This is a genomic window from Sphaerisporangium rhizosphaerae (genome assembly GCF_042665155.1).
Taxonomy (GTDB): Bacteria; Actinomycetota; Actinomycetes; order Streptosporangiales; family Streptosporangiaceae; genus Sphaerisporangium; species Sphaerisporangium rhizosphaerae.
In genome coordinates this window covers 273350-298365 of the sequence record NZ_JBHTCG010000004.1, presented here as the reverse complement: position 1 = coordinate 298365, position 25016 = coordinate 273350, and the positions used below count along the sequence as shown (strand labels likewise).

Sequence of the window (25016 nt, the reverse complement as noted above, 5' to 3'; positions counted from 1 at the left end):
AAGGGTGCGCCATGCCGGTGAACTTACTCGCCGACAGCAACGCGGCCGCTTCAGCGCCGCCTCCGGCGACGCCCGGCTGGACGGGTTCTTCCACCCGGACATCACCGCGCGTCGGCAGTTGATGGCCGCCAACGGAGCCCGTACCGGCGAGGAGCGCCAATGGCCACTAGTGATCAGCGTCGGCCGGAGATCGTCGTCGGACTCGTGGCGACCCCGCCGGACTACCCGGCCCTGGTGGTGGCGCGGCTCACCGCCGAACTGGCCGACCGGCTCGCCGAGCAGGTGGACGCGGATGTGCGGTGGATCGTCCGTGAAGGCTGGGGTGAAGTGGCTCCGCGGCGCGACGGCGGCGTCGAGGGGCTACTCGACGATCTTGCCCGTCGGCGCGCCGACGCCCGGTGGGACGTCGCGATCTGCCTGACCGACCTGCCGCTGCACACCGAGCGGGTGCCGCTGGTCGCGCAGACGTCCGCCCGGCGCCGAGTCGCGATGGTGTCCTTGCCCGCGCTGGGGCTGCGCCAGCTGCGAGCGGTCCGCGCAGCCGTTCCGGGTCTCGTGGGCCGGCTACTCACCGACGCCACCGAGGAGCGGGTGCTACTGGCCGGTTGGGCGCCGGCCGAGCTGACCGGCCAGGTCGCCGCCATTCACCGGGTGGTCGGCGAGGCTGATGCCGGGGAACTGGGCTACGTCGCCTCGCGGCTGATCGGCCGGGTGCGGCTGGTGACCGGAATGGTCCGGGCCAACCGCCCGGGGCGGGCTCTGCTGGGCCTGTCCAAATTGCTGGTCGGCGCCTTCGGCACGGCCGCGTTCGCGCTCACCACCGACACCATCTGGCAGATGGGCGATGCGCTCGGTGGACTCCGCCTCGCCCTGATCATGATCCTCGGGCTGACCGCGCTGGTGGCCTGGCTTATCGTCGCGCACGACCTATGGAAGAAACCGGACCAGGAGACACCGGCTGAACTGGCCCGGCTGTTCAACCTGGGCACGATCCTCACCCTCACCCTGGCCACCGCGGTGTCCTATCTGGTGCTGTTCGCCGGAACGATACTCGCCGCAGCGCTGCTGATCGACACATCCGTGCTGGAACAGACCCTGCGGCGGTCGGTCGATTTCACCGACTACCTGATACTGGCCTGGATCATCAGCTCGCTGGCCACCGTCGGCGGCACGATCGGCTCCGGGCTGGAGGACGAGGAAACGGTGCGGGCCGCCGCTTACGGCTACCATCCCGAACCCGGCGGCTGGCGGGACGAGAAGGAGGCATAGTTCCCGCCCCGGGGCAGGGCTCGTCCGCACTGCCGGACGGGCACCGCAGACCAGCGCCGCCGGATAGACCCGCATCCGGCCAACACGCTCGCCGCGGGTCGGATGCGGGTGGTCGTCAGGGTTTGAGGGCGACCTTCTCGCAGTTGTCCTGCTTGTTCTTGAAGAGCTCGAAGCCGCGTTCCGCCTCGTCGAGCGGCAGCCTGTGGGTGATGACCCGGGTGGGATCGAGCTCTCCGCGCTCGATGCGCTGGAGCAGCGGCTTCATGTAGCGCTGCACGTGGCATTGCCCGGTACGCAGGGTCAGCGCCCGGTTCATCCACGCGCCGGCGGGGAACTTGTCCAGCAGGCCTCCGTAGACGCCGATCACCGAGACCACGCCGCCACGGCGCCGTGCGCGGCCAGTTGCTCAAGACCGGCCGCTGGTAACCCTGTCAACCGGCCGGAACGACACGTTCTGGTCCGGCAGGTCACGTGCCGGGTGTGAGGTCAAGAAGCCCCGTCACGGCGGGGTGGCGTAAAGGGATGTGGCCGGAGGCGGCGAGACGCCTCCGGCCACATCGCCTTTCAAGAATCAGCGCACGACCTCGTATCCCGCTTCCTCAACAGCGGCGACGATCTTCGCGGAGTCGACGGGGCTTTCGCTGTCCACGGTCAGCAGGCCGGTCGAGAGTTCGACCTCCACGCCGGTGACGCCGGGAACCTCGCCGACCTCCTCCTTGACCGAGCTCACGCAGTGCCCGCAGGTCATGCCCTTCACGGTGTAGGTGGTGGTGCTCATATCGATCAACCTCTCCTGACTAGGAACGGACGAGCCGGGCGATGGCGTCAGAGGCTTCCTTGATTTTGGCCTCGGCCTCGGGGCCGCCCTTGACGGTGGCCTCCGCGACGCAGTGGGCCAGGTGCTCCTCAAGGAGTGACAAGGCGAAAGACTGCAGGGCGCTGGTGGCGGCCGACACCTGGGTGAGGATGTCGATGCAGTACTTGTCGTCTTCGACCATGCGCTGCAGTCCGCGCACCTGTCCTTCGACGCGGCGAAGCCGTCGTAGATGATCCTGCTTGTTGTGGGTGTAGCCGGCCATCGTTCTCCCCTCGTCTCTGTTCTAGCATACCCCTTACCCGTATGGGGAGATGCGGTGGGTCAGACTCGTGCCGGCTCTGCCCCGACGGGCGATGGGGTGGGCTTGCGCATGAGAACCAGGGAGAGGACGGCGCCGAGCAGTGCAACCACGCCGGCACCGATGAAGGCGGCGTGGAATCCGTCGGTGAGCTTGAGCACGTTCCCCAACTCGGTGGCGCCCTGTGCCGTGGCGATGGCGGTCATGACGGCGAGGCCGAGCGCTGAGCCCACGTTGTAGGTGGTGTTGACGATGCCGGACGCCAGGCCGCTCTCCTCAGGACGGGCGCCGGACATGGCTGACATCATCGCCGGGATATAGGCGAGGGACATGCCGACCGCGGCGACCAGGCTGGCGGGCAGCACGTCGATGGCGAAGCTCCCGTCCGGTCTGGCGAGTGCCAACCCCGCGACGCCCGCGGCGAGCACCGCGAGCCCGCCCACGATGAGCGCCTTGACCCCGAAACGGCCCATGAGTCGCGCCGTGATGGCGACCATGAAGAGCATGATGGTGACGGTCATCGGCAGCAACGCCGCGCCGCTGGCGAACGCGCCGTAGCCGAGAACCTGCTGCAGGTAGAGGTTCAGGAAGTACCACATCGGGATCCAGGCAGCACCCAGCAGCCCCATCGCCAGATTGGACACGGCCAGGCCAGGCACTCGCCAGATGGCCAGGGGCGTCAGCGGCTCGCGCACCATGCGTTGCGTCCCCAGGAATAGCCCCAGCAGCACCGCGCCGGCAGTGGCGCTGATCCAGTCGGCCGACACGATCGCGTACACGAGCAGGGCGAGGCTCGCGGTGACCGATATGGCGCCGAGCACGTCCAGTGCGCCGCGCTTGCCCTCGACGGCAGGCAGCAGACCGATGGCGGCGAGCGTGGCCAGGCCGATCGGGATGTACACGATGAACACCCAGGGCCAGCTCAGGTACTCGGCGATCACACCTCCCAGGAAGACGCCCGCCGTGCCGCCCGCCGGGGCGGCGGCGCCGTACAGCGCCATGGCCTTGCCCAGTTCCTTCGGGTTCCGCCCGAACAGCATCATGAGCAGCGTCATCGCGGCCGGTGCGATGAGCGCCCCGCCGACGCCTTGCACGGCGCGGCCGAGGATCTCGATCGAGGCGGTGCCGGCCGCCGCGGCGACGACGGAGCCGGCGATGAGGATCAGCCATCCGGTGGTGAAAACCCTGCGCGGGCCGAACAGGTCGGACAGGCGACCGCCGAGGAGCAGGAGGCCGCCGAAGGCGACCACGTAAGCGTTGAACACCCATTGCAGGTCGCCTGGGGAGAAGCCGAGGTCGCGCTGCATTTCGGGAAGCGCGACCCCGATGATCGACGTGTCCATGATCACCATGAACTGTGCGGCGGCGAGCACGAGCAGCGCCCACCATCGGCGGGGATGGGGAGACATTGCTCCCTCCTTTCTAATACCCCAGGGGGGTAAGTTGGAAACGGCTGGGAACGTAACATACGGGGTGGGGGTATCACAAGCGGACGTGCCAAATGATGCACCTGCCGCTCTCGTGCGGCCGCTTCGCTTTGGCGTGGGCTGCGGTGGTCGAGGTTGAACCTGGGCCGGGTTGACCTCCGGGAAGGGGGTCCGGTGTCGGGACGGGGCCGCTCCAAGGGTTGGCAGATACCATAGGGGGGTATAGTGTGCGCAGCATGGGAAGTGGCGGTCGTCGCCGAGGACAAGCCTGGGAGAAGCCGATGAGCGTGGTCACCTACACCGTGAAGGGCATGACCTGCGGGCACTGCGTGAGCTCCGTCAAGGAAGGGGTGACGGGAGTGCCCGGTGTGACGAGTGTCGAGGTCGATCTGGCCAGTGGGTCGCTGACCGTGGAAGGCGACGGCTTGGTCGAGGAGGCGCGGGTCATGGCCGCGGTGCACGAGGCCGGTTACGAAGTGGCGGGCCGGCCGTGAACGCCGGCGTGAAGCTCGGCGGTTATGTCCTGGGGCTTGCCGTGGTGTTCGGTGGCGCCCTTGGCCTGGGGAAGGCGGTAGGACCGGTGAACGCTACATCCGAGCGACACACTGCGGCGCACGTCCTGGAGAAGAGCGCGACCCGCGAGGCGGCGCCGGCTCGGCGACCGGCGGAGGATACCCCCGGAGGGCTCCAGGTGGCTCAGAGTGGCTACACCCTCACGCCGCTCACCACGGGCGTCAGGCCGGACGCGGCGACCGACTTCCGCTTCACCGTCACCGGCCCCGACGGCCGGCCGGTCACCGATTATCAGGTCGAGCACGAGAAGAGGCTCCACCTGATCGTCGTGTCCCGCGACCTGCGCCACTTCCAGCACCTGCACCCCGCTCTGACCCCTGACGGCATGTGGTCGGTCAAGCTCACCCTGCCCGGCGCGGGCGCATACCGGGTGTTCGCCGACTTCGCGCCCGCCGGTGGCAGCGCGATGACGTTGGGCGCCGATCTGCTGGTGGCAGGCGATTATGAGCCGAAGGCATTGCCGGCGGCCACGCGCACGGTCGACGTCGACGGCTACTCCGTCGGCCTCGGCGGCGACCTGACTCCCGGACGGTCGAGCAGGCTGACGTTGCGGGTGACCAAGAACGGCGAGCCGGTGACCGATCTGGAGCCCTACCTCGGCGCCTATGGGCACCTGGTGGCCCTGCGGGCCGGGGACCTTGCGTACCTGCACGTCCATCCCGACGGCGCGCCCGGCGACGGCCGGACCAAGCCCGGACCCGAAATCGTCTTCCATGCCGAGGTGCCCAGCGACGGCGACTACCGGCTGTTCCTGGACTTCAAGCACGAAGGCCAGGTCCGCACCGCCGGCTTCACCCTGCGCTCCACGCGGACGGCGGCTCAGACGCCGACGAGCCTCGAACCGGGGACCGCCGCCCCCGAGCCCAGCGGGCACGGCGACCACGGCCACTGAGCGAGAGAAAGGAGAAGGTGATGTCCCCCCTCACCGATGACCGAAAGAACGCGGTCGAGCTCTCGATCGGCGGCATGACCTGCGCGTCCTGCGCCAACCGCATCGAGCGCAAGCTGAACAAGCTCGACGGGGTGACCGCGACGGTGAACTACGCCACCGAGAAGGCCAAGGTCGTCTTCACCGACGGCATCGAGCCCCAGCGGTTGATCGCCGAGGTCGAGAAGGCCGGTTATACCGCCGCGCTGCCCGCCCCGCCCGTCCATGAAGGGGAGCGGCAGCCGGGTGAACCTGACGAGGTGGCGCCACTGCGGCAGCGGCTGATCACCGCCGTCGTGCTGTCGGTGCCGGTCGTCGCGATGGCGATGGTGCCCGCGCTGCAGTTGCCCAACTGGCAGTGGCTGTCGCTCACCCTGGCCGCCCCCGTTGTCGTGTACGCGGGGTGGCCGTTCCACCGGGCCGCTTGGACCAACCTGCGGCACGGCGCGGCCACCATGGACACCCTGGTCTCCCTCGGCACGATCGCCGCGCTCGGCTGGTCGCTGTGGGCGCTGTTCTTCGGCACCGCAGGTACGCCGGGCATGACCCACCCGTTCGAGCTGACGATCCAGCGCACCGACGGCTCCGGCAACATCTACCTGGAGGCCGCCGCCGGGGTGACCGCGTTCATCCTGGCCGGGCGCTACTTCGAGGCCCGCTCAAAGCGCCGCGCGGGCGCTGCGCTGCGCGCGCTGATGGAGCTGGGCGCCAAGGACGTCGCCGTGCTGCGCGGCGGCGCCGAGGTGCGCGTCCCCAGCGACCAACTGGTGGTAGACGACCGATTTGTGGTGCGGCCGGGAGAGAAGATCGCCACCGACGGGGTGGTCGAGGAGGGCTCCTCGGCGGTGGACGCCTCGATGCTCACCGGGGAGTCGGTGCCGGTGGAGGTGCGCCCGGGCGATGCGGTGACCGGGGCCACGGTAAATGCCGGCGGGCGGTTGGTCGTCCGCGCCACCCGGGTCGGGTCCGACACCCGGCTCGCCCAGATGGCCAAGTTGGTCGAGGAGGCCCAGACCGGCAAGGCGCAGGTGCAGCGGCTCGCCGACCGTATCTCCGGCGTCTTCGTCCCGATTGTGATCGCCCTGGCACTCGGCACGCTCGGGTTCTGGCTCGGCACCGGCGAGGGGGCCGGTGCCGCGTTCACCGCGGCCGTCGCGGTGCTGATCATCGCCTGCCCCTGCGCGCTCGGCCTGGCCACCCCGACCGCGCTGCTGGTGGGAACCGGACGCGGCGCCCAGCTCGGCATCCTGATCAAGGGACCCGAAGTCCTGGAATCCACCCGGGCGATCGACACCGTCGTGCTGGACAAGACCGGCACGGTCACCGAAGGCAGGATGACCCTCGTCGAGGTCCACGTCGCCGACGGGCAGGGCGAGGAGGAGGTGCTGCGCCTGGCGGGGTCGCTGGAGCACGCCTCGGAGCACCCGATCGCCCAGGCCGTCTTCAAGGGCGCCGTCGCTCGGGTCGGCGAACTGCCGGCCCCAGAGGACTTCACCAACGTCGAAGGGCTGGGCGTGCAGGGGCTTGTGGACGGGCACGCGGTGCTGGTCGGCCGGCCGCGGCTGCTGGCCGAGTGGTCGCAGCACCTGACTCCGGAGCTGGAACGGGCTCTGCACGCGGCTCAGACCGCGGGCCGTACCGCCGTCGCCGTCGGCTGGGACGGCGAGGCCCGTGCCGTGCTGGTGGTGGCCGACGTGGTCAAGCCGACCAGCGAGGAGGCGATCGAGCGGCTTCGCGGCCTGGGTCTGACCCCGGTGCTGCTGACCGGCGACAACCAGGCGGTGGCCCGCTCCGTGGCGGCAGAGGTGGGCATCGAGGAGGTCATCGCCGAGGTGCTGCCCGCCGACAAGGTAGAGGTCGTCAGGCGCCTGCAGTCCGAGGGCCGCACGGTCGCCATGGTCGGCGACGGGGTCAACGACGCCGCGGCGCTCGCCCAGGCCGACCTGGGCCTGGCCATGGGCACCGGTACCGACGCCGCCATCGAGGCCTCCGACCTGACGCTGGTCCGCGGCGACCTGCGGGTGGCGGCCGACGCCATCCGGCTGTCGCGGCGCACCCTGCGCGTCATCAAGGGCAACCTGTTCTGGGCCTTCGCCTACAACGTGGCCGCCCTGCCCCTGGCCGCGGCCGGCCTGCTCAACCCGATGATCGCCGGCGCCGCCATGGCGTTCTCCTCGGTCTTCGTCGTCAGCAACAGCCTCCGCCTGCGCCGCTTCAACTGACGAACACCCAAAGAAGCAATGGAACTGTCCTTGGCCACGGCGAAGGACAGTTCCATTGCTGCAAGAGGAGCAAGGTGGACCTGTGCGGCGCGTCGGCGGCCACAAGTCATTGCGACGGAGAGGGAATCTCGGCGACGCGCGAGCCGTTGTGATCAAAGCTGCTGACGGATGACCCTAATGCGATCACCGTGATCATTCATGCCCTTTGATCGGCCCTGAAGGCACCGCCTTCGCCGGCGGGATCACCGCCCTGCTCCTCGGATCGGTGCTGGTGCTGAACCGGGCCTCCACGAGGAAACGATCTTCGCTCGCGCACGGCCGTCACCGCAGACAGGGAAGGCACCACCGCGTCGCCGCCTGAAGCCGCGTGCGGGCCGTGCGACGCGTAGAGAATCGGCGAACAGCGCCGGAGCGCACTCATCCGAGCTGCCTGAACCGGGCAGGACAAGTCCTGCCATCGGATCACCTGCCGCGCGGGTCATCCGTTGAGACGTCCTGCGACCGGGACGCGCGCTTACAGGCTGAGGAGTTCGTGACAGTGGTGCGCCAGGAAGGCGCTCACCCCTGGGATCAGCGCCACGGCGGCGGGGCCGGTGAGGAGCAGGCCCACGGCGGCCACGGTGGCGAATCGCTCGTGCCGGGTGAGCGGGTTCTCCGGCCCGAGCATGCGGCGCACGCGGGTCAACGCGGTCTCGCCGCCCATGCCCAAGGAGAAGGCGGGCACCCGCCCCGTGGCAATCCTCACGAGTGCGCCGGCGACATGGATGCGTGCGTGGCGGCGGGCCGCCACGTCGTCCGCCCGAAGTTCGATCAGCCGGGCGACCTCGGTCCTGGCCCGGCGGAACAGCGGCACGCCCGGGAAAGCCCGCGAAAGGATCTCCGCGGCCGCCACCACCAGGTCGTGCCGGCCGCGCAAATGAGCCCGCTCGTGGGCCAGGACGGCAGCCAGCTCTTCCGGCGGCAGGGATCGCAGTGCTCCGGTCGTGATGACCGTCTTGCCTGCTCCGCCCGGCAGGCAGTAGGCGATCGGCTCGACGTGGTCGAGCACGACCGCTCCCAACGCGCTGTTGTGTCTTCCGAGCAGGCGCAGCATCTCCGCGTGCTCATGCCGCTCACGGCGGGTCCTCAGCACCACGGCGGCGGCGCAGTACGCCAGACGGCCCCCGACAAGACCGCCCGACGCCGAAACGATCACCACTTCAGTGGGAGTGACGGAGACGCCGTGAGACAGGAGCGCGGTGCAGGCCTCGAAGAGGTCGGCGATGCCGTGCCCGACCACGGAAGCCGGTATGGCGGCGGCCAGTACGGCGAGCACGGCGGAGGTGAGCACCGAGGCGCATGCCGCGTGCCACATCGCGATGGCCGGACGCGGCGCCCGCTCGGCCCAGTCGCCCCGACCCAGCAGTCGCGGCAGGGCCACCGCCCCGAACAGGGCGTACAACCCCAGAACGATCGCGACGATCACGGACGACTGCCCTTGGGCGGGTACACCTTGAGCGCGGCCTCCAGCGCGTCCGCTTCCTCAGGGCTCAACCGCTCCAGGAAGTGCACCAGCGTGGCGGCCTGGTTGCCACCGTTGGCGAGCGTCGTGCGCATCAACTCGGCGGTGTAGGCCTCCTTGCTGGCGATCGCCTCATAGACGTACGCCCGACTGACCTGCTTACGGCGTAGCAGCCCCTTCTTGTGCAGGTTGTCCATCACGGTCATCACGGTCGTGTAGGCGATCTGCCGTTCCTGTTGAAGGTCTTCGAGTACGTCCCTGACCGACGCCGGCCGCCGGTAGGACCACATGCGGTCCATCACCACCGACTCAAGGTCTCCAAGGCCCCGTACCATCCGCCAACCTCTCCCGCGTGCCGTCCGGCCAATGCTATCGACCCTCGTAGACGGGCCACAGTCTGCGCGCGGTCACGGTGAGGTCTCTGATAAGGGCCACGGTAGTGGACCGGGGCACACGAGTAGCTAATCCGAGCTGAACCGACCGTGCCGAATGTTCGTACTTGCTGCTGCGATCCCCTACGCACCTTAGTAGGATCGCGCCGCAGGTTCGGTAAAGCGTGAGCAATACAGGGATGGTGCTGCTTTGGTCGTGCGCCGCATGCGACGGAGCGCCGTGTCGATGACCGCCGTCATGATGGCGGTCATGGTGGTCCTGGCCGGGCAGGGTGGCGCGGTCGCCGAGCCTCGCCCAACGGTGGCCCAGGCAAAGGCGAGACTGGCCAAGCTCGAGGACCAGGCCGACCAGATGGTCGAGCGGTACAACACGGCCGCGGAGAAGTACAAGGCGTCGAAGAAGAAGTACGACCAGCTCAACGGGCAGCTCACATCAGAACTGACCAAGGTGGCGGAACTGCGCGAGAGCCTGGTGGCGACCGCCGTCGGCACGTACCAGTCCGGTGACACACTGCTCTGGCCGGGTTTCGTCAACCAGCAGGATCCGGCGGTGATGCTGTCCGGGCTGGCGGCCGGCAACCAGATCGCCGCCGGGCGCGACCGCGTCCTGCGCGCGTTCGACTCGGCCAACCGAGGGTTGCGCGACCGGCGTACCAAGGCCAAGGCGGCCTTCGACGAGGCCGGCGACGTCCTTGACGAGGTCCGCGAGGAGCGTAAGAAGGTCGAGAAACTCGTCGGCGAGCAGGAGCGTTTGCTGCGCCGCCTCAACCGGTTCAACCCCGGAAACCCGAACAGTCCTGGCGTCAAGTACACCGGCCCCGCCTCCGGCAACGCCCGCGTGGCCCTGCAGTTCGCCTTCGCCCAGATCGGCAAGCCCTACCGGTGGGGCGCCACCGGCCCCGGCTCCTACGACTGCTCGGGCTTCACCCAGGCGTCCTGGGCCAAGGCAGGGGTCAGCCTGCCCCGCACCACCTACACCCAGTGGTCCTGGGGTGCGAGCCGTCGCGTCCCGCTGGACGCGCTCCAGCCGGGTGATCTGCTGTTCAGCAAGGGGCTCGGTCACATGGGCATGTACGTCGGCGGCGGCAAGATGATCCACGCTCCTCGCACGGGTGACGTCGTCAAGGTCGTCGCCCTGGACGACTACTGGCGCGGCCGCCTGCTAGGAGCGGTCCGCCCCTGACGAAGGGGGACCTACGGCCAGGTCGTATGTGACATTTTCCCCTCGCTGTCCGGCCAAGAGAGACGCATCGTGGATCTGTGGCAGCCGAGTCTCGACCAGTTAGGCAAGGTGATGAAGATGTGGCACTGGGACGGATGGGGAATGGGTGGCTGGGGATACGGCCTTATGACCCTGGCCATGATCGCCTTCTGGGGCCTGGTCATCGTCGGCGTCGTACTTCTCGTCCGCTCTTTGGCGGGTACGTCACAGACGCAAAGGGGCGCAGCCTTTCCGTCGGCGGAGGAAATGCTGGCTCAGCGTTACGCCAGAGGTGAGATCGATGCGGAGGAGTACCGTGCTCGCCTCAACACCTTGCACGGTGCCCACTTCTCGGGTCCTGCGAATAGCTGAGTGAACGGTCGTCGCCATGGTCGCGATGGCCGATGGCGCCGCTTCCGCTCGCCGCTTCGGCCGCTAGATTGGTACGAAGCCCCATAGTAGGAGCGGAGCGGTATGTCGGACAGCGGTAAGACCGTAGTGCTGGACGTGAGCGGTCTGCAGTGGGCGAGCCAGCAGGGCGCGGTGTCGGCAAGCCTCGGGCGCCGACCCGGTGTGCTCGCGGTCGAGGTCAATCCGGTGGCGCAGACGGCGACGGTGGAGTTCGATCCGTCGCGTACGTCGGTGGCCGAGCTGCGCCGCTGGGTGCGCGAGTGCGGGTGTCACTGCGCGGGCCAGTCGGTGCCCGCGCATCTGTGCGACCCGTTGGAGGAGCCGGACCCGCCCGCCGTCCGGCACGCGCACGCGGCCCCGCCGGCTGGTCAGACGTCGCCGCAGGTGATGTCGTCGCATGAGGCGATGGGGCACGGCGGCCACGCGGGGATGTCCATGGCGGCCATGGTGGCCGACATGCGCAACCGCTTCCTGGTGGCGCTGCTGTTCTCGATCCCGATCGTGGTGTGGTCCCCCATCGGCCGGCAGGTGCTGAACCTGCATGTCCCCGTTCCGTTCGGTCTGCGCGAGGATGTCTGGGCGCTGCTCCTGAGCCTGCCGGTGATCTTCTATTCATCGTGGATCTTCTTCGACGGAGCCTTCCGGGCGCTGCGCGCGCGGACGCTGGACATGATGGTGCTCGTCGCGGTCGCCATCGGCGCCGGCTGGGGGTACTCCTTGGTCGTCACCCTGACCGGCGGCGGCGAGGCGTTCTACGAGGCCGCCACCGTGCTCGCCTCGTTCGTGCTGCTCGGGCACTGGTTCGAGATGCGCGCCAGAGGCGGGGCCAACGACGCGATCCGCACACTGCTCGACCTCGCGCCCCCCAGGGCCCTGGTGCTGCGGGATGGGCGGCAGATCGAGGTGCCCACGGCCGAGGTCGTGGTCGGTGACCTGCTGCTCGTCCGGCCGGGCACGAAGATCGCCGTGGACGGGGTCGTCGAGGACGGCGACAGCGAGGTGGACGAGTCGATGGTCACCGGCGAGAGCATGCCGGTGCACAAGCAGTCGGGCTCGCCCGTCATCGGAGCCACGATCAACAGGAACGGCACGCTCCGCGTGCGGACCACCAAGGTCGGCTCGGACACGGCGCTCGCGCAGATCGTCAAGCTGGTCCAGCAGGCGCAGAACTCCAAGGCGCCCGGGCAGAGACTGGCCGACCGGGCGGCCTTCTGGCTGGTCCTGGTGGCGCTGGCCGGGGGAGCGGCCACGTTGCTGGTCTGGTTGACGGTGGGGGCGTCATTCAGCCTGGCCATCCTGTTCGCGATCACCGTTGTTGTGATCACCTGCCCGGACGCGCTCGGCCTCGCCACCCCGACGGCCGTCATGGTCGGTACCGGGCTCGGCGCCGCGCGCGGCGTGCTGTTCAAGAACGCCAGTGCCATCGAGACCGCCGCCCGCATCGAGGTGGTCGTCATGGACAAGACCGGCACCCTTACCAAGGGCGAGCCGGAGGTGACCGACCTGGCCGCCGACGGGATCGGCGAGCCGGAACTCCTCGCCCTGGTGGCCGCGGTCGAGCGTGAATCCGAGCACCCGCTCGCCGACGCCGTCGTCCGCCACGCGGAGGGCCGGGACGTCGCGGTGTTCCAGGCGCGGGACTTTCACAACGTCCCGGGCCACGGTGCGATCGCCACCGTGGACGGCCGCCGGGTCGTCGTGGGCAACCGGCGGCTGATGGAACGAGAAGGGATCTCGCTGGACGGGCTCACGCCCCGGCGCGACGAACTGGCCGCCGGCGGGCGCACCGTGGTGGTCGCCGCGGTGGACGGCCGCGCGGCCGGGCTGATCGGCATCGCCGACGCGCCGCGCGACACCTCGGCCACCGCGGTGGCCACCCTGCACGGCCTCGGTGTCGAGGTGGTGATGCTGACCGGAGACAACGAGCAGACCGCGCGGCGCATCGCCGAAGGTCTGGGCATCGACACCGTCATCGCCGAGGTGCTGCCGGGCGACAAGGCGAGCAAGATCGTCCAACTGCAGCAGGGAGGCCGGAAGGTGGCGATGGTGGGCGACGGGGTCAACGACGCCCCGGCCCTCGCCCAGGCCGACCTGGGCATCGCCATCGGCGCCGGCACCGATGTGGCCATCGAGACCGCCGACGTCGTCCTTATGCGGTCCGACCCGCTGGACGTCCCCACTGCGCTGCAGATCGGCCGAGGGACGCTGCGCAAGATGCGGCAGAACCTCGGCTGGGCGATCGGCTACAACGCCATCGCGCTGCCCATCGCCGCCGGGGTCTTCGAGCCCGCCTTCGGCCTGACGCTCCGGCCTGAGATCGCGGCACTGTCGATGTCCGGCTCCAGCGTGATCGTCGCGGTCAACGCACTCATGCTGAAGCGCCTCCGCCTCCCAGGCCGTACGCAGTAGTTTGCCTGGTATGCCGCATCAATCCCTGGATCCGCTCGTCGCCGAGACCGTCGGCGTCTATCTGGAGGAGGTCGACGCGCAGGCCCCCGGGCTGGTTGAAGGGCTGTACCTGGTCGGGTCGGTGGCACTCAACGACTTTCGGCCGCAGGCCAGCGACATCGACTTCGTGGCGGTGACCTCGGCCCGCCTGAACGCCGCCGCGCTCGCGACTCTGGCAGGGGTCCATGACCGGCTGAAGCGGCGCCGTCGCAAGCCCTTCTTCGACGGCGGTTACATCACCTGGGACGACCTGGCCGACGCGCCCGCGGACAGCGGTCCGGGTGCGAGCGTCCACGAGCACCGCTTCCACGCCACCCAAGGGGGAAGCGACCCGGTGACCTGGCACACCCTCGCTCACCACGGCATCGCCTGCCGTGGCCCCGAGCCGGGAGAGGTCAAGGTCCGGGTCGACCGCGAGGAGCTGATCGCCTGGACCGACGCCAACCTGGACGACTACTGGCGTTGGTTGCTGGATCGCGCCTCCCGGCTTCGCCATCGGTGGGGGATGGCCATGCTCGTGCCCTATGGCGCGGTGTGGGTCGTGACCGGGATCTCCCGCATGCACTACACCATCGCCACCGGCCGCGTCATCTCCAAGACCGGCGCCACGGCCTACGCGATCGAGGCGTTCCCCGAGCGGTGGCACCGGGTGGTGGCCGAGGCGGCGCGCCTGCGCCGCGGGGAGCCGGGCCGCTCGCCGTACCGGTCCCCGCTGTCCCGGCGCCGCGACGTCCTGGCGTTCGGTGAGATGGCGATCAGCGAGGCGCACCGCCTCCGCCTGCGCGCCGCCGGAACTTGACGGCTTCCCTGCACAGCGGGAAGCGTCCTGGGGCGCATCATGGGATGCGCCCCAGGACGTGCACTTACTTGGAGTGGAGCATCTGCTTCATCGTGCCGATCTCCGCCGTCTGGCTCGTCACGATGGCACCGGCCAGTTCCTTGGCCGGTGGGTATGCGCCGGTGTTCTGCTCCTTCTCGGCCATGGCGATCGCTCCCTCGTGATGGTCGATCATCATCGTGAGGAATGCCTTGTCGAAGGCGCTGCCCGGCAGTTCTTCGAGTTCCTTCATATCGTCGGCCGACATCATGCCGTCCGTGCCGTGTCCCATCGAGGACATGGCGTCGTCCGGGACCTTCGTGTTCCAGGCGGTCAGCCAACCGCTCATGGTCGTGATCTCGGGGTCCTGGGCGGCCTCGATCTGCTTGGCCAACCGCTTGACGTCGGGGCTGGAGGCCCGCGAGCCGGCGAGCTTGGCCATGTCGATCGCCTGTCGATGATGAGGGATCATCATCTGGGCGAACATCACGTCCTGCTCGTTGTGGTCCGCCGACGTGGCGCCGCTGGTGGGCGCGGCGGCCGGCGACGCCATCGAGGACATGCCGTGGCCGCCGGCTTGCTGACCGCTTCCTGCCTCCTGTCCGCCGCAGCCCGTGGCGAGCAGCCCGGCCGCGGCCAGAGCGGCGGAAGCGATGACGAGACGTTTCATGTGAACAACTCCGTGCTTCGACTGGGTGACTGATCCGTGGGCGGCCGCAGACCGCCGCAGCGGATGTCACCGCCGAAGCACGCAGAGTTGCGCGAGAGTGGGCCCGCGTGGCAGGAGCATCGGACCGGCTCGTGGAACATGCCCGCCGAGGACGAGAGAATCGATGCCCGGCCTCGTGCTGAGGGCCCTGGTGAACAGGAAGGCCAACGCCGCCATCAGAAGCAGGGCGAGGCACACCTCCCCACCACCGTGCCCATCATGGGCGGGCATCTGCCGGTCGTGGGCGTCGGTCCCTGGGGTAGAGGAGGGCATGCCGTCGTGGGAGAGATGCATGGTCCAGACGCTGGCCATCTCGGCCGGCCCCGGCGTGGGTTGAAGGCCGTGCATGGCGAACAACCCGGCCACTAGTGCGCATAGTAGGATCTGCCAGGCAACCACCCGGCCGATCACCTCGGATGTGCTTCCCCCGACCACAGAGCCAGCCTAGCGGGTATCCCAGTAGCTACTACCCATCCCCGGAGGATGCGGCGGATCAGACCTTGGCGGACTGGGCAGCGAGGATGTTCATCCTGCCGCTGCGGGCGAGCAGTCGTACGCCCACGGCGCACGCCGCGCCCAGCGTCACCAGGCCCCACCACGGAAGGCTTTGTGCTCCCGAATTCCGGCCCGCGTCGAGTGCGGCGCCGGTGAGGACGTTGCCCGCTGCGATCCCGACTCCGGACACCGTGCTGTAGAAGCCGTAATACGTGCCGACCATGCGGTCGCCCCCGAACATCGCGATGGTCGCCATCTCGAAGGGGTAGACCATCATGGTCGCGATGGTGAGCAGGCTCGTCGTCGCCAGCAGGGGGGTGAGCGCGAGGACGTAAGTGACCGGCGAGGAATCGACGGTGGGGGCCACTGCAGAGACGTGGTGATCGCGAGAGGGAGGAAGGACACCCCCATGAGCGCGAGCCCTCGTACGATCGCCTGCTGAGCGTTCCACCGCGCTCTCATCCATTGGGTGAGGTGGACCTGGCCGAACATCGCCAGGGCGCCGGACAGCACGAAGAGAAGCGTCACACCAAGTTCGCCAGAGGTCAGGCGCCGAACTTCGATGGGCAGGCCGAGGTAGATCTGGAAGTTGAGCACGTAGGACCCGATCATGGCGAGGGAGAAGAGCAGGAAGCCCCTGTTCGCCACCACCTGCCGCCAGTCGCCGAACATCGTGCTTCCCGCTGCCCGCCTGGTGCCTCCACTGGCCGGAAGGGCGCGCGCTTGTGCCACAGCGAGCACGGCGAAGAGAGCGGCCGCCACCAGACAGGTGACGCGGAATGCCAGTCCCTGTAGCAGCAACCCGACCAGCGGTCCGATCAGGATGTCCATCTGGTAGAAGACGTTGAATGCGGCGAAGGCCTCCACCTTGCGCTCCCCGGACTCCTGGGCTAGATACGCCCGTGCGGCAGGGTTGAAGAACGCGCCGGCGAGTCCGGTCAACGCGGACGCCGCGATGAGCATCGGTACGGAGTCGACCAGTCCCAGCATCGCGAAGCCGACCGTCCTCAGGGCCAGGCCGGTCAGGATCATCCGCTTGTGACCGATCCGGTCGGCCAGGCTTCCGCCGATGAGGAACATGCCCTGCTGGCTCAGGTTGCGGACGCCGAGGATGAGACCGACCAGCCAGACGGCGAGTCCCAGATCGCCGGACAAGTAGTTCGCGAGATAGGGCATCAGCATGTAGAAGCCGATGTTGATGGTGAGCTGGTTGACCAGGAGCAGTTGCACCGGCTGGTTGAAGGACCGGATCTGCGTGACCGTCGTCTTCACCGCCGGCCCCCCTGGCTCGGGTCGACGACATCGGTGCATCGAGTCCAGCGCAGTACTTCGCTTTCGCCCGGACGCGCGATCTCATCCGGTTCGGGTTCCGGCTTGGCGTCGAGCAGACCTCTCTTCGCGCAGTAGGCGTCGTTGAAGACGGTGTCGAAGTAGCGTTCGGGCCCATCGGGGAAGATCGCGGCGATGCGGGTGCCCGAAGGCTCGGTCCTGGCGACCCAAGAGGCGACGAGCGCGACGGCGCCCACACTCCACCCTCCCGTGGCGAAATCGGCCTTGGCGAGACGGCGGCTGGCCCAGATGGCCTCACCAGGGGCCACCCAGTGCACCTCGCTGAATGCGTCGTAGGCCACGTTGCGCGGATAGATGCTGCTCCCGAGCCCGCGCATGAGGCGAGAGCGCGCCGGCTGCCCGAAGATCGTCGAACCGATGGTGTCGACTCCCACCAGTCGCACGCCGGGGCACAGGTGGCGGAGCACGCTGAAGACGCCGGCACTGTGACCGCCGGTGCCCACACTGCACACCAGGACGTCGATCCGGCCGAGTTGGGCGGCGAGTTCGACGGCCAGAGCTTCGTACGCGGTCACGTTGTCGGGATTGTTGTACTGGTCGGGGCAGTAGGCGCCTGGATGACGCCGCAGGAGTTCGCGCACTCGTGCGCAGCGGGCCGCCTGCCGGCCGCCCTCCTGATGAGGCGTGTCGACGAGTTCGATTCGGGCGCCGTACGCGTGCAGCAGTCGGTCCATCAGCGGTTCCATCCCGGGATCGCTGACCAGGATCACCGGGTGGTGGTACATGATGCCGGCCAGGGCGAGTCCCAGGCCGAACGTCCCACTGGTGGATTCGATGACCGGTTTGCCTGGTGCGAGGTCTCCGCGCAGACGGGCTTGCTCGATCATGTGCTGGGCCGGGCGGTCCTTGATCCCGCCGGGGTTGTACCCCTCCAACTTCGCCCAGAAGCCGCGTTCTCCTCCGGACCAGAGTTCCGGAATCCAGAGGACGGGCGTGTTTCCGATCAGGTCTCGGGGGGTGGGGCGGCGCATGGCATGCGCCAAGGGTTGCGTGACTTCCATGGAAGATTCCTCAACGTCGCATGGGAAAGGGGCCGGGCGCGAGGGCGCGGCCGTGCGACATGACGCTGACAGTCGTTCAGCGCGAAAGGGCACGGCTGACGCCCGCCCTTCTACATGCGTGACTGGCAGAGCAGATTGAGGAGACTCGTCCCTGAATGAGCTAAGGACGCCGGAAGCGGATGGTAGGACGTGCCCGGAACGGCGTCGGAACCCTCCAAGGCGGGCGCCATCGCGAGCACGAGCACGCCTGTGAGCAGGGGAGGTGGAGTGACAAGATCGTGTTGGCCGTTGCCTGCCTGTAGAACGGGGGTATCGCACGCTGCGGCAGGCTCCGGGTGTATCGGCTCGTGACCTGAGCGACCATGATCGGTCAGCGTGACGCCCGTCTCCTGTGCGGAGAGGGGGTCCGCGTGGTCGTGGCGGACCATTACGCAAACGGTAAGGGCTGCCGCGATCAATGCTGCGAGCAGGCCGAACCACACCCCAGGTCGCCCAGGGCGCAGTGTGGAGGATGGCCTGACCCGTACGTTCACCGACCACCGACGGTACATCGCCGAACGTATACCGCTACGCAACGGAAGGTAATATCGGTTCGCGGTAACCGCTCCGTGTCGTTGACCCGTCAGGTGCCCGCAGATCAGCTGCGGTCTGGCTCCGCCGGTGCCGGCTGTTGAGGACGTAGTCCGGCCAATGTGATGGCGACGAGGCGGTGGATGGCGTCGGGTCCGATGAGCGTGCCGGCCGCGGTGAGAGCGTGGAGGCAGTAGCCGGTCAACTCGTCGGCGGGAACGTCATCGCGCAGGTCGCCGCTCTGCGCTCCTTCGATGATCAGCTGTTCGATGAAGTCGTGGAGGCGCTTTCGTGCCCGGTCGACGTGGTCGCCGTGATGGAGCAGCACGGAAAGTTCGCCGCCGTGGCGACCTGAGTGGTGCTGGATGAACGCGTAGGTCCGGAGTACCGCTTCCAGTCGGACGCCGGCCGGCGCGGCGGGGTCGGCAGCGGCGGCGAGTTGGTCCAGATGTGTGGCGATCTGGCGCTCGTGCCAGGCGAAGAGGACGGCCTGCACGTCGGGGAAGTACTTGTACAGCGTCGCCCGTCCGATGCCGGCCTTCTCCGCGATCTGCGACATCGTCAGTGCGACGAGCCCATGCTCGGCCACCAGGGCGGCCGTGGCGTCCAAGGCCGCGTCCTTCACAGCCGCGCGATGCGCGTCGATCGACTCGTTCCACAGCTTCGGCACCGCGCCATCATACATCTCGTCCCTGCTATAGACAGACTGACGTTGCCATAGACACTATGTATCGATAGATCTGATGCCGAGTCGATGTCCGTCCTGCGGGGAGTGCCGGTCGCCTCCCTCTCCAACCCGATTCAAAGGAGTGCGATGCCAAGCCTGGAAGCCAACATCGAGACCGAGCGTGCGAGCCGCTATCTCGTCCAGTTCTGCGAACACGCCACAGCCATGGGCGGACGGGGCGCCCACGTGCCGCGGATGCATCTCCATGGAGAGATGAGCCGTCGTGACGTGCGGGTCGACGCGCAATGGTCGGACACGGAGGGCACGGTCACCTTGACTCCATGGGGCCGATGCGTGCTGCGCGCCGACGGGAACGCGCTACGTGTGAACATCGAGGCCGTCGACGAAAACGGCCTGCGAGAGATCCAGGACATCGTCACGCGCGACCTCGACAGGTTCAGTCGCCGTGACCCGCTGGTCGTGACCTGGCGCAGGTCCGGAACGAACGACCCTGTACGGACTACGGAGGCCGAGGGGGTAGCGTCCGGCAGGCGAGGCATTTCTCGGGTGCCTGTGAGCATGCAGGGGATCATCTTGGCGCTCGCCGGGGCGCTGGCCATCGTCTTGCATCTTGGGTTGGCCGGCACCTTCCTCTCCGCTGCCCCCTGGGCCGGTCTCGCCGTCAATGCGGTGCTGGTGATCGTCGTGGTAAAGGTCGCTCTCATCGCTCTGTTCCGCTTCCGCCTTCACCGCCGACGCAGAGCGACCGAGGCTTCGGCTGACGCGCCGGTCGGAGAAGGTGGGTGAGCGGTTTGTCGGAGCGGGCGGGGTGTTCCCAGGGATGGAAGGCAGCGGTCGTATCGGGTGGCCCGGCGAGCCGTCTGCCGTAGGGCTAGCCGGGCCACGGCGCGGCGGGGGTGACGGGACTGTACGGGCCGGGTCGGCGCCTCGGTGCACTTCGACACCGACGAATGCTCCCGCCGGCGCGATGGGCAGCGGACGCTGGATGCTGGTCACCTGTCCGGACCGGCCCGGGATGGTCGTCCGCGACGCCGGCCCGGAAGACGCCCCCGACCTGATCGCGGTTCCCGGCGAGCTGGGCGAGACCTACGCCGCCGCCTACGCCCTCATCGCCCGTGGCCGGACGCTCCCGCACGAAGGCCGCTGGGTCACCGGCGCACGCACTTCCGCGCCGACACGGCAACCCGCCCGGCTCTGACAGCCGCCCGACAGCCCGCAACTCAACAAGCCGAGGCGAGCCGCTCGCCGTGATCAACCCGCGCGGCGAGCTCGGCGACCTGAGGCCGAATGGGCTCGGGAGCGATCGGGGCGGTGGTGCTTATCGCCTGGTGGAGAGCGCTGCTCCAGGACGACACCGCACTGATCCTGCCCGCCACCCTCGCTCACGAGATCGCCCACCAGGCCCTCGGTCACCCCGGCCGGCGCATCCTGCGACTGCTCACCCACCTGCAGTGCGCGGGACTCGCATTCGGCGTCCTGGCCATGGCACTGCACGCCCCATGGCCACTCATCCTCGTCACGGCCGTCGTGACCGTCGCTGCCCGCCTGTGCCTGGACCGGACCTACTGCCACGACGAACTCGCCGCCGACCTGCACGCCGTGACCCTGCTCGATCGCGCGGGTATCCCCGGCCGCCGAGCCATCGGGGCCACGCTCGCCGAGGACGCGGCGGCCGAGCCCCGATGGCACGCACTCACCGGCTGGATCTTCACTGGCCACCCGACCGTTAGCGCCCGGCTCCGCAACCTTCGGCAGGGCCGATGACCGTCATCGTGCCCGGCGCGGGACTCGACATCACGGTGACCCAGCCTGCACCTTCCGCCCTTCCGCCGTAGACAGACCGCCTCCTTGACGCGCCCCCTCGAACCCTCATGAAAGGCCACAGCATCTCGTGAGCATCGCGGTCATGAACTGGGTGTGGCAGCACTCGCCCACCTCCCGGCAATCAGCGCCTGGTGCTGCTCGCCCTCGCCGACGCCTGTTCGCGTGACGACGGGACCGGTTGCTGGCCCTCGGTGGCGACCGTGGCCCGCAAGGCCAACATCAGCCCGCGCAGCGTCCGGCGCATCCTCGCCGAGTTGGAGGCCGCCGGGCACCTGAAGGTCCGTCGCGGCGCCGGCCCGCACGGCACCAACGGCTACGCCATCGTCATGCACGCCCCTACGCCGGCCCCGCCAGCTCCTGTGGAGATCGAATTCGAACCTGTGTACGAGTCTGTGGAAACTGTGGATAACCCCGCGGCCCCCGGACAACCAGTCACCCCTGACAAGTTGTCCGGGGTGACACCGGCGACTGCGAGGGGTGACACCGGTGACAGGGGAGGGGTGACACGCCTGTCACCCAATCCACCAAAGAACCACCAGGAACCACCACCGCCCCCGCGCGAGCGACCGATGTCCAGGCGAGGACGCAAGACCGCCGGCCCGGCGCCCGTCCGAGCTGTTGAATCCAGCTCCGGCCTGCTGCACTGGCCCGAAGGCGGCGGCGGTGGCGAGGCCGACACCGGGGATTCGCAGCCGGGCAGCCCGCAGGAGACCTGCGCCAACCCGATCGAGGTCTTCATCGCCGAACTCGGCCCCGACTGGCCGCTGTCGACCCGCCAGGTCGACCGGCTCACCCCCGCCATCGCCGCCGCCCTGGCCGACGGGTGGAGCCCGGGCGCGCTGGCCGAGCACGTCGGCGCCAACACCGCCGGCGTCCGCAACCCGTACGCCGTGCTGACCGCCCGGCTCAACGACCTGCCCGACCTCGTACGCCTCCCGCCGTCGCGCATCAGTCCCGCCGATCGCAGCGTCGCCGAGGCCGTCACGCCCGCCTGCCCGCACGGCGATCCCCGTCCCGGCGGATGCGCCCTCTGCCGCCGCGGCATCACCCACCTGGAGAGCGCATGAAGCCCGCGGCCCACAACAGTGCAGGCCAGGGCTGCATTCGACCACCTCGCACAGCACAGCCCGACCCCGGCGGCAAAGCCGCCAAGCATCCACCGCCGGGGCCGTACTCCAACCGCCCTACTCGAACGGACAGGAGCACGCCCATCATGTCTTCCCCCTCCTCCCGCCACCAGGCCGGCCCGCACGTGGTACTCCCGGCGGGAGTGCCGAACCTGACGCCCGCCGCAGCGGCCGAGCGGAAGGCCAAGGTGTACGCGACCTTGGGTCTGCGCCTCGTCTATCAACCCGGCAAGCAAAAAGTCCTGGTCACGAACTCTCGTGACCAGGACCCTTTAGGCGACCGGTTTGTGTCCGAGGGCCGACTCGAACCCTTCGCCTATCTCCTCACCTCCCAGCTGGCCCCCTGGCTGGACCTCCCATGAGCGACCCGCTCAATGCTCGGGGAGACAGCGGGCGGCCGGACACAAAGCTCGGATGCAGCAGGCGACAGCGATATCTCGACTTGTACGCTCGGTCCGGGATGTTTGGTGGCTTGCCCATCTTGTAGTTCGGAACCTGGAGTGCGCATGCGACACGCCAGACGTTCCGAAGGAGGTATGGCACCGTATGGTCCTTGATAAGTGAATCAGCAACCGTCCTGATCTACTCCGGACAGCAGTCTTGGCTGCTCAGGCACCGTGGCGGTCGCCCCTCCGGGCGACCGAGGATCGCAACTGCTTGTTGTTGTGCATGACGATCGCTTGGTAGGACGTGGCGGTCGCCCCTCCGGGCGACCGAGGATCGCAACAACTTCGTGCTGTGGGTCCCGGTCGAGCTGGTGGGCCGGTGGCGGTCGCCCCTCCGGGCGACCGAGGATCGCAACCTCCCACGACAGCGGGACCTTCCGCGGCTTCCGGGTGGCGGTCGCCCCTCCGGGCGACCGAGGATCGCAACCGCTGCGCGGAATTGTGTGTTGCGGGTTATCGGGAATGGTGGCGGTCGCCCCTCCGGGCGACCGAGGATCGCAACCGTGTCCTGTGACGGGGTGCGGGTGGTGATCGGTGGGTGGCGGTCGCCCCTCCGGGCGACCGAGGATCGCAACTTCGGGGGGCTGATCCTGATCGGGGTCATCACCAGTGGCGGTCGCCCCTCCGGGCGACCGAGGATCGCAACACCCAGCCAGAGCTCACCTGGCGCAAGAGCTCCTACGTGGCGGTCGCCCCTCCGGGCGACCGAGGATCGCAACATCGGCGGCGCAGAGAAAGCCGTCCAAGCCCTCCAGGGTGGCGGTCGCCCCTCCGGGCGACCGAGGATCGCAACCTGATCGGCGTGCAGAGCGTGGAGTTCGGCAACTGTGGCGGTCGCCCCTCCGGGCGACCGAGGATCGCAACTTCCACACCCGCGCGCCGCCGTTGTCGACGCCCGTCACGTGGCGGTCGCCCCTCCGGGCGACCGAGGATCGCAACTTCCACACCCGCGCGCCGCCGTTGTCGACGCCCGTCACGTGGCGGTCGCCCCTCCGGGCGACCGAGGATCGCAACCTGTCTACGCCTTGACGGCCCGCAGTGTCGCGGCCGTGGCGGTCGCCCCTCCGGGCGACCGAGGATCGCAACTTCTGAGGCAGCCGGTCACACCAACGATGTCACGGCGGGTGGCGGTCGCCCCTCCGGGCGACCGAGAATCGCAACCACAACACCGCGCGCTCTTGAATGGCGGTCGCCGGTGGCGGTCGCCCCTCCGGGCGACCGAGGATCGCAACTCCGGTGTCACCTCGACGCCGTGAGCCGCGAGGGTGTGGCGGTCGCCCCTCCGGGCGACCGAGGATCGCAACCACTCCGGCGTGCGGACGATCGCGCCCGGGGTCACGGTGGCGGTCGCCCCTCCGGGCGACCGAGGATCGCAACGTAGTGCGCGAGCAGTGTGAGCCGCGGGGGCTCGGCGGTGGCGGTCGCCCCTCCGGGCGACCGAGGATCGCAACCCTCGGCGCGCGATGCTCAACGTCGGCCAGCTCCTCGTGGCGGTCGCCCCTCCGGGCGATCGAGGATCGCAACCAACTCACCTCGGCCGGCTCCCCGCTCAACCTCTCAGGGTGGCGGTCGCCCCTCCGGGCGACCGAGGATCGCGACCGCAACGCGGCGCGCATCAACGCCAGCGGCACGGCGTGGTGGCGGTCGCCCCTCCGGGCGACCGAGGATCGCAACATCGACGTCGCGCTGCGCGGGATGCCCAGCACCACCAGGTGGCGGTCGCCCCTCCGGGTGACCGAGGATCGCAACTGGTGGGCGGCCTACTCCATGGAGCAAGCATGATGTGGCGGTCGCCCCTCCGGGCGACCGAGGATCGCAACGACGTCCTGCAGGGCAATCCGGCCTCGGCGCAGACCGACGTGGCGGTCGCCCCTCCGGGCGACCGAGGATCGCAACCATGCCGGCGTTGGTGCCGGTCGCCCACTGCGAGGAGGTGGCGGTCGCCCTTCCGGGCGACCGAGGATCGCAACGGCTTGCCGCCCATGGTGTCGCTGAGGGTGCCGTAGGTGGCGGTCGCCCCTCCGGGCGACCGAGGATCGCAACCCCGACCCCCTGACCTGGTACTGGGACACCCGTCCGTGGCGGTCGCCCCTCCGGGCGGCCGAGGATCGCAACGACGCCTCCTACCCGCAGGTGTCCAACCTGGGCGCGGTGGCGGTCGCCCCTCCGGGCGACCGAGGATCGCAACCTCGTGCTCGACAACGCGACGCTCGGTCAGCTCGAGTGGCGGTCGCCCCTCCGGGCGACCGAGGATCGCAACGTTCTCCGTTCGGTTGTTGCCGCCCCGCGCCCGGCATGGTGGCGGTCGCCCCTCCGGGCGACCGAGGATCGCAACATCACCTGATGGGCGACGGTGTTAATGCCCTCCCTGGTGGCGGTCGCCCCTCCGGGCGACCGAGGATCGCAACGTTCTCCGTTCGGTTGTTGCCGCCCCGCGCCCGGCATGGTGGCGGTCGCCCCTCCGGGCGACCGAGGGTCGCAACATCACCGGCACGCTGGCCC

26 protein-coding genes, 1 pseudogene and 1 CRISPR repeat array are annotated in these 25016 nt (G+C 69.1%); of the genes and pseudogenes, 15 read left to right on the top strand and 12 right to left on the bottom strand.

What is annotated here, in order from left to right:
- Nucleotides 1-159: 159 nt before the first annotated feature.
- Nucleotides 160-1269: a DUF2267 domain-containing protein gene (locus ACFQSB_RS08475; RefSeq protein WP_380825414.1), complete on the top strand. Its 1110-nt coding sequence runs from the start codon at nt 160-162 to the stop codon at nt 1267-1269.
- A 115-nt stretch (nt 1270-1384) separates the two neighbouring features.
- Here the strand turns inward: ACFQSB_RS08475 and ACFQSB_RS08470 are convergent, their stop codons facing one another.
- The 4 genes from ACFQSB_RS08470 to ACFQSB_RS08455 all read right to left on the bottom strand — a co-directional run bounded on the left by ACFQSB_RS08470 (nt 1385) and on the right by ACFQSB_RS08455 (nt 3793).
- Entirely contained in the window at nt 1385-1636 is a 252-nt protein-coding gene (locus ACFQSB_RS08470; protein ID WP_380825412.1) for an MDR/zinc-dependent alcohol dehydrogenase-like family protein, read from the bottom strand.
- 204 nt (nt 1637-1840) lie between these two features.
- On the bottom strand, nt 1841-2047 hold the full coding sequence (locus tag ACFQSB_RS08465; protein ID WP_380825411.1) for a heavy-metal-associated domain-containing protein: 207 nt from the start codon (nt 2045-2047) through the stop codon (nt 1841-1843).
- A 19-nt stretch (nt 2048-2066) separates the two neighbouring features.
- Nucleotides 2067-2348: a metal-sensitive transcriptional regulator gene (locus ACFQSB_RS08460; RefSeq protein WP_380825409.1), complete on the bottom strand. Its 282-nt coding sequence runs from the start codon at nt 2346-2348 to the stop codon at nt 2067-2069.
- A 59-nt stretch (nt 2349-2407) separates the two neighbouring features.
- Entirely contained in the window at nt 2408-3793 is a 1386-nt protein-coding gene (locus ACFQSB_RS08455; RefSeq protein WP_380825407.1) for an MFS transporter, read from the bottom strand.
- A gap of 299 nt (nt 3794-4092) precedes the next feature.
- Here ACFQSB_RS08455 and ACFQSB_RS08450 point away from each other — a divergent pair, with 299 nt between their 5' ends.
- The 4 genes from ACFQSB_RS08450 to ACFQSB_RS08435 all read left to right on the top strand — a co-directional run bounded on the left by ACFQSB_RS08450 (nt 4093) and on the right by ACFQSB_RS08435 (nt 7895).
- Nucleotides 4093-4305: a heavy-metal-associated domain-containing protein gene (locus tag ACFQSB_RS08450; protein ID WP_380825405.1), complete on the top strand. Its 213-nt coding sequence runs from the start codon at nt 4093-4095 to the stop codon at nt 4303-4305.
- Nucleotides 4306-4502: 197 nt separating this feature from the next.
- Entirely contained in the window at nt 4503-5276 is a 774-nt protein-coding gene (locus ACFQSB_RS08445) for a hypothetical protein (RefSeq protein ID WP_380825404.1), read from the top strand.
- Between the two features lie 20 nt (nt 5277-5296).
- Entirely contained in the window at nt 5297-7534 is a 2238-nt protein-coding gene (locus tag ACFQSB_RS08440) for a heavy metal translocating P-type ATPase (RefSeq protein WP_380825403.1), read from the top strand.
- A gap of 205 nt (nt 7535-7739) precedes the next feature.
- The gene (locus tag ACFQSB_RS08435) at nt 7740-7895 is read left to right on the top strand and encodes a hypothetical protein (protein WP_380825401.1); all 156 of its coding nucleotides are present in this window, start codon (nt 7740-7742) and stop codon (nt 7893-7895) included.
- A gap of 153 nt (nt 7896-8048) precedes the next feature.
- Here ACFQSB_RS08435 and ACFQSB_RS08430 read toward each other — a convergent pair whose 3' ends face one another.
- Both ACFQSB_RS08430 and ACFQSB_RS08425 read right to left on the bottom strand, forming a co-directional pair.
- The gene (locus ACFQSB_RS08430) at nt 8049-8999 is read right to left on the bottom strand and encodes a M56 family metallopeptidase (RefSeq protein WP_380825399.1); all 951 of its coding nucleotides are present in this window, start codon (nt 8997-8999) and stop codon (nt 8049-8051) included.
- The gene (locus tag ACFQSB_RS08425; protein WP_354842828.1) at nt 8996-9370 is read right to left on the bottom strand and encodes a BlaI/MecI/CopY family transcriptional regulator; all 375 of its coding nucleotides are present in this window, start codon (nt 9368-9370) and stop codon (nt 8996-8998) included. The genes ACFQSB_RS08430 and ACFQSB_RS08425 overlap by 4 nt, the downstream gene beginning before the upstream one ends.
- Nucleotides 9371-9653: 283 nt before the next feature.
- Between ACFQSB_RS08425 and ACFQSB_RS08420 the strand changes: the two genes are divergently transcribed.
- From ACFQSB_RS08420 to ACFQSB_RS08405, 4 genes are all read left to right on the top strand, one after another.
- Nucleotides 9654-10610: a C40 family peptidase gene (locus ACFQSB_RS08420; RefSeq protein WP_380825397.1), complete on the top strand. Its 957-nt coding sequence runs from the start codon at nt 9654-9656 to the stop codon at nt 10608-10610.
- A gap of 69 nt (nt 10611-10679) precedes the next feature.
- Nucleotides 10680-11000 (top strand): SHOCT domain-containing protein, encoded by a 321-nt coding sequence (locus ACFQSB_RS08415; RefSeq protein WP_380825395.1) that lies wholly within the window; start codon nt 10680-10682, stop codon nt 10998-11000.
- Between the two features lie 102 nt (nt 11001-11102).
- Nucleotides 11103-13448 carry a heavy metal translocating P-type ATPase gene (locus ACFQSB_RS08410; protein WP_380825393.1) on the top strand — a complete coding sequence of 782 codons (2346 nt, stop codon included), beginning with the start codon at nt 11103-11105 and terminating at the stop codon, nt 13446-13448.
- Nucleotides 13449-13458: 10 nt separating this feature from the next.
- Nucleotides 13459-14286: an aminoglycoside adenylyltransferase domain-containing protein gene (locus tag ACFQSB_RS08405; RefSeq protein ID WP_380825391.1), complete on the top strand. Its 828-nt coding sequence runs from the start codon at nt 13459-13461 to the stop codon at nt 14284-14286.
- A 64-nt stretch (nt 14287-14350) separates the two neighbouring features.
- Here ACFQSB_RS08405 and ACFQSB_RS08400 read toward each other — a convergent pair whose 3' ends face one another.
- From ACFQSB_RS08400 to ACFQSB_RS08375, 6 genes are all read right to left on the bottom strand, one after another.
- Nucleotides 14351-14974: a DUF305 domain-containing protein gene (locus ACFQSB_RS08400; protein WP_380825390.1), complete on the bottom strand. Its 624-nt coding sequence runs from the start codon at nt 14972-14974 to the stop codon at nt 14351-14353.
- 66 nt (nt 14975-15040) lie between these two features.
- Nucleotides 15041-15379 (bottom strand): DUF6153 family protein, encoded by a 339-nt coding sequence (locus tag ACFQSB_RS08395; protein WP_380825389.1) that lies wholly within the window; start codon nt 15377-15379, stop codon nt 15041-15043.
- A gap of 127 nt (nt 15380-15506) precedes the next feature.
- Nucleotides 15507-15785: a hypothetical protein gene (locus ACFQSB_RS08390; RefSeq protein ID WP_380825388.1), complete on the bottom strand. Its 279-nt coding sequence runs from the start codon at nt 15783-15785 to the stop codon at nt 15507-15509.
- Complete coding sequence (locus tag ACFQSB_RS08385; RefSeq protein WP_380825387.1) at nt 15782-16780, bottom strand: MFS transporter; 999 nt, start codon at nt 16778-16780, stop codon at nt 15782-15784. Before ACFQSB_RS08385 ends, ACFQSB_RS08390 begins: the two co-directional genes overlap by 4 nt.
- Nucleotides 16777-17859 (bottom strand): PLP-dependent cysteine synthase family protein, encoded by a 1083-nt coding sequence (locus ACFQSB_RS08380; protein ID WP_380825386.1) that lies wholly within the window; start codon nt 17857-17859, stop codon nt 16777-16779. Before ACFQSB_RS08380 ends, ACFQSB_RS08385 begins: the two co-directional genes overlap by 4 nt.
- 637 nt (nt 17860-18496) lie before the next feature.
- Nucleotides 18497-19099 carry a TetR/AcrR family transcriptional regulator gene (locus tag ACFQSB_RS08375; protein WP_380825385.1) on the bottom strand — a complete coding sequence of 201 codons (603 nt, stop codon included), beginning with the start codon at nt 19097-19099 and terminating at the stop codon, nt 18497-18499.
- A 144-nt stretch (nt 19100-19243) separates the two neighbouring features.
- Between ACFQSB_RS08375 and ACFQSB_RS08370 the strand changes: the two genes are divergently transcribed.
- From ACFQSB_RS08370 to ACFQSB_RS08345, 6 genes and pseudogenes are all read left to right on the top strand, one after another.
- A complete protein-coding gene (locus tag ACFQSB_RS08370; protein ID WP_380825384.1) occupies nt 19244-19903 on the top strand; it encodes a DUF2218 domain-containing protein in 660 nt (219 codons plus the stop codon).
- Nucleotides 19904-20084: 181 nt separating this feature from the next.
- Nucleotides 20085-20315, top strand: a complete 231-nt coding sequence (locus tag ACFQSB_RS08365) for a hypothetical protein (protein WP_380825383.1) — start codon at nt 20085-20087, stop codon at nt 20313-20315.
- A gap of 113 nt (nt 20316-20428) precedes the next feature.
- Nucleotides 20429-20881, top strand: a complete 453-nt coding sequence (locus ACFQSB_RS08360; RefSeq protein ID WP_380825381.1) for a M48 family metalloprotease — start codon at nt 20429-20431, stop codon at nt 20879-20881.
- Nucleotides 20882-21069: 188 nt separating this feature from the next.
- Nucleotides 21070-21204 (top strand): annotated as a pseudogene (locus tag ACFQSB_RS08355) (helix-turn-helix domain-containing protein); the annotation flags it as partial.
- Between the two features lie 306 nt (nt 21205-21510).
- Complete coding sequence (locus ACFQSB_RS08350; RefSeq protein ID WP_380825380.1) at nt 21511-22008, top strand: hypothetical protein; 498 nt, start codon at nt 21511-21513, stop codon at nt 22006-22008.
- 203 nt (nt 22009-22211) lie between these two features.
- Nucleotides 22212-22430, top strand: a complete 219-nt coding sequence (locus tag ACFQSB_RS08345) for a hypothetical protein (protein ID WP_380825378.1) — start codon at nt 22212-22214, stop codon at nt 22428-22430.
- Between the two features lie 255 nt (nt 22431-22685).
- A CRISPR array of direct repeats spans nt 22686-24997; the repeat unit is 37 nt; unit sequence GTGGCGGTCGCCCCTCCGGGCGACCGAGGATCGCAAC.
- Nucleotides 24998-25016 lie beyond the last annotated feature (19 nt).

Coding starts and splice junctions, on each gene's coding strand:
- ACFQSB_RS08475 (WP_380825414.1), top strand. CDS start 160: ATGGCCACTAGTGATCAGCGTCGGCCGGAGATCGTCGTCGGACTCGTG.
- ACFQSB_RS08465 (WP_380825411.1), bottom strand. CDS start 2,047: ATGAGCACCACCACCTACACCGTGAAGGGCATGACCTGCGGGCACTGC.
- ACFQSB_RS08460 (WP_380825409.1), bottom strand. CDS start 2,348: ATGGCCGGCTACACCCACAACAAGCAGGATCATCTACGACGGCTTCGC.
- ACFQSB_RS08455 (WP_380825407.1), bottom strand. CDS start 3,793: ATGTCTCCCCATCCCCGCCGATGGTGGGCGCTGCTCGTGCTCGCCGCC.
- ACFQSB_RS08450 (WP_380825405.1), top strand. CDS start 4,093: ATGAGCGTGGTCACCTACACCGTGAAGGGCATGACCTGCGGGCACTGC.
- ACFQSB_RS08440 (WP_380825403.1), top strand. CDS start 5,297: ATGTCCCCCCTCACCGATGACCGAAAGAACGCGGTCGAGCTCTCGATC.
- ACFQSB_RS08425 (WP_354842828.1), bottom strand. CDS start 9,370: ATGGTACGGGGCCTTGGAGACCTTGAGTCGGTGGTGATGGACCGCATG.
- ACFQSB_RS08420 (WP_380825397.1), top strand. CDS start 9,654: ATGACCGCCGTCATGATGGCGGTCATGGTGGTCCTGGCCGGGCAGGGT.
- ACFQSB_RS08410 (WP_380825393.1), top strand. CDS start 11,103: ATGTCGGACAGCGGTAAGACCGTAGTGCTGGACGTGAGCGGTCTGCAG.
- ACFQSB_RS08405 (WP_380825391.1), top strand. CDS start 13,459: ATGCCGCATCAATCCCTGGATCCGCTCGTCGCCGAGACCGTCGGCGTC.
- ACFQSB_RS08400 (WP_380825390.1), bottom strand. CDS start 14,974: ATGAAACGTCTCGTCATCGCTTCCGCCGCTCTGGCCGCGGCCGGGCTG.
- ACFQSB_RS08390 (WP_380825388.1), bottom strand. CDS start 15,785: ATGATGGTCTACCCCTTCGAGATGGCGACCATCGCGATGTTCGGGGGC.
- ACFQSB_RS08380 (WP_380825386.1), bottom strand. CDS start 17,859: ATGGAAGTCACGCAACCCTTGGCGCATGCCATGCGCCGCCCCACCCCC.
- ACFQSB_RS08370 (WP_380825384.1), top strand. CDS start 19,244: ATGCCAAGCCTGGAAGCCAACATCGAGACCGAGCGTGCGAGCCGCTAT.
- ACFQSB_RS08365 (WP_380825383.1), top strand. CDS start 20,085: ATGGGCAGCGGACGCTGGATGCTGGTCACCTGTCCGGACCGGCCCGGG.
- ACFQSB_RS08350 (WP_380825380.1), top strand. CDS start 21,511: ATGTCCAGGCGAGGACGCAAGACCGCCGGCCCGGCGCCCGTCCGAGCT.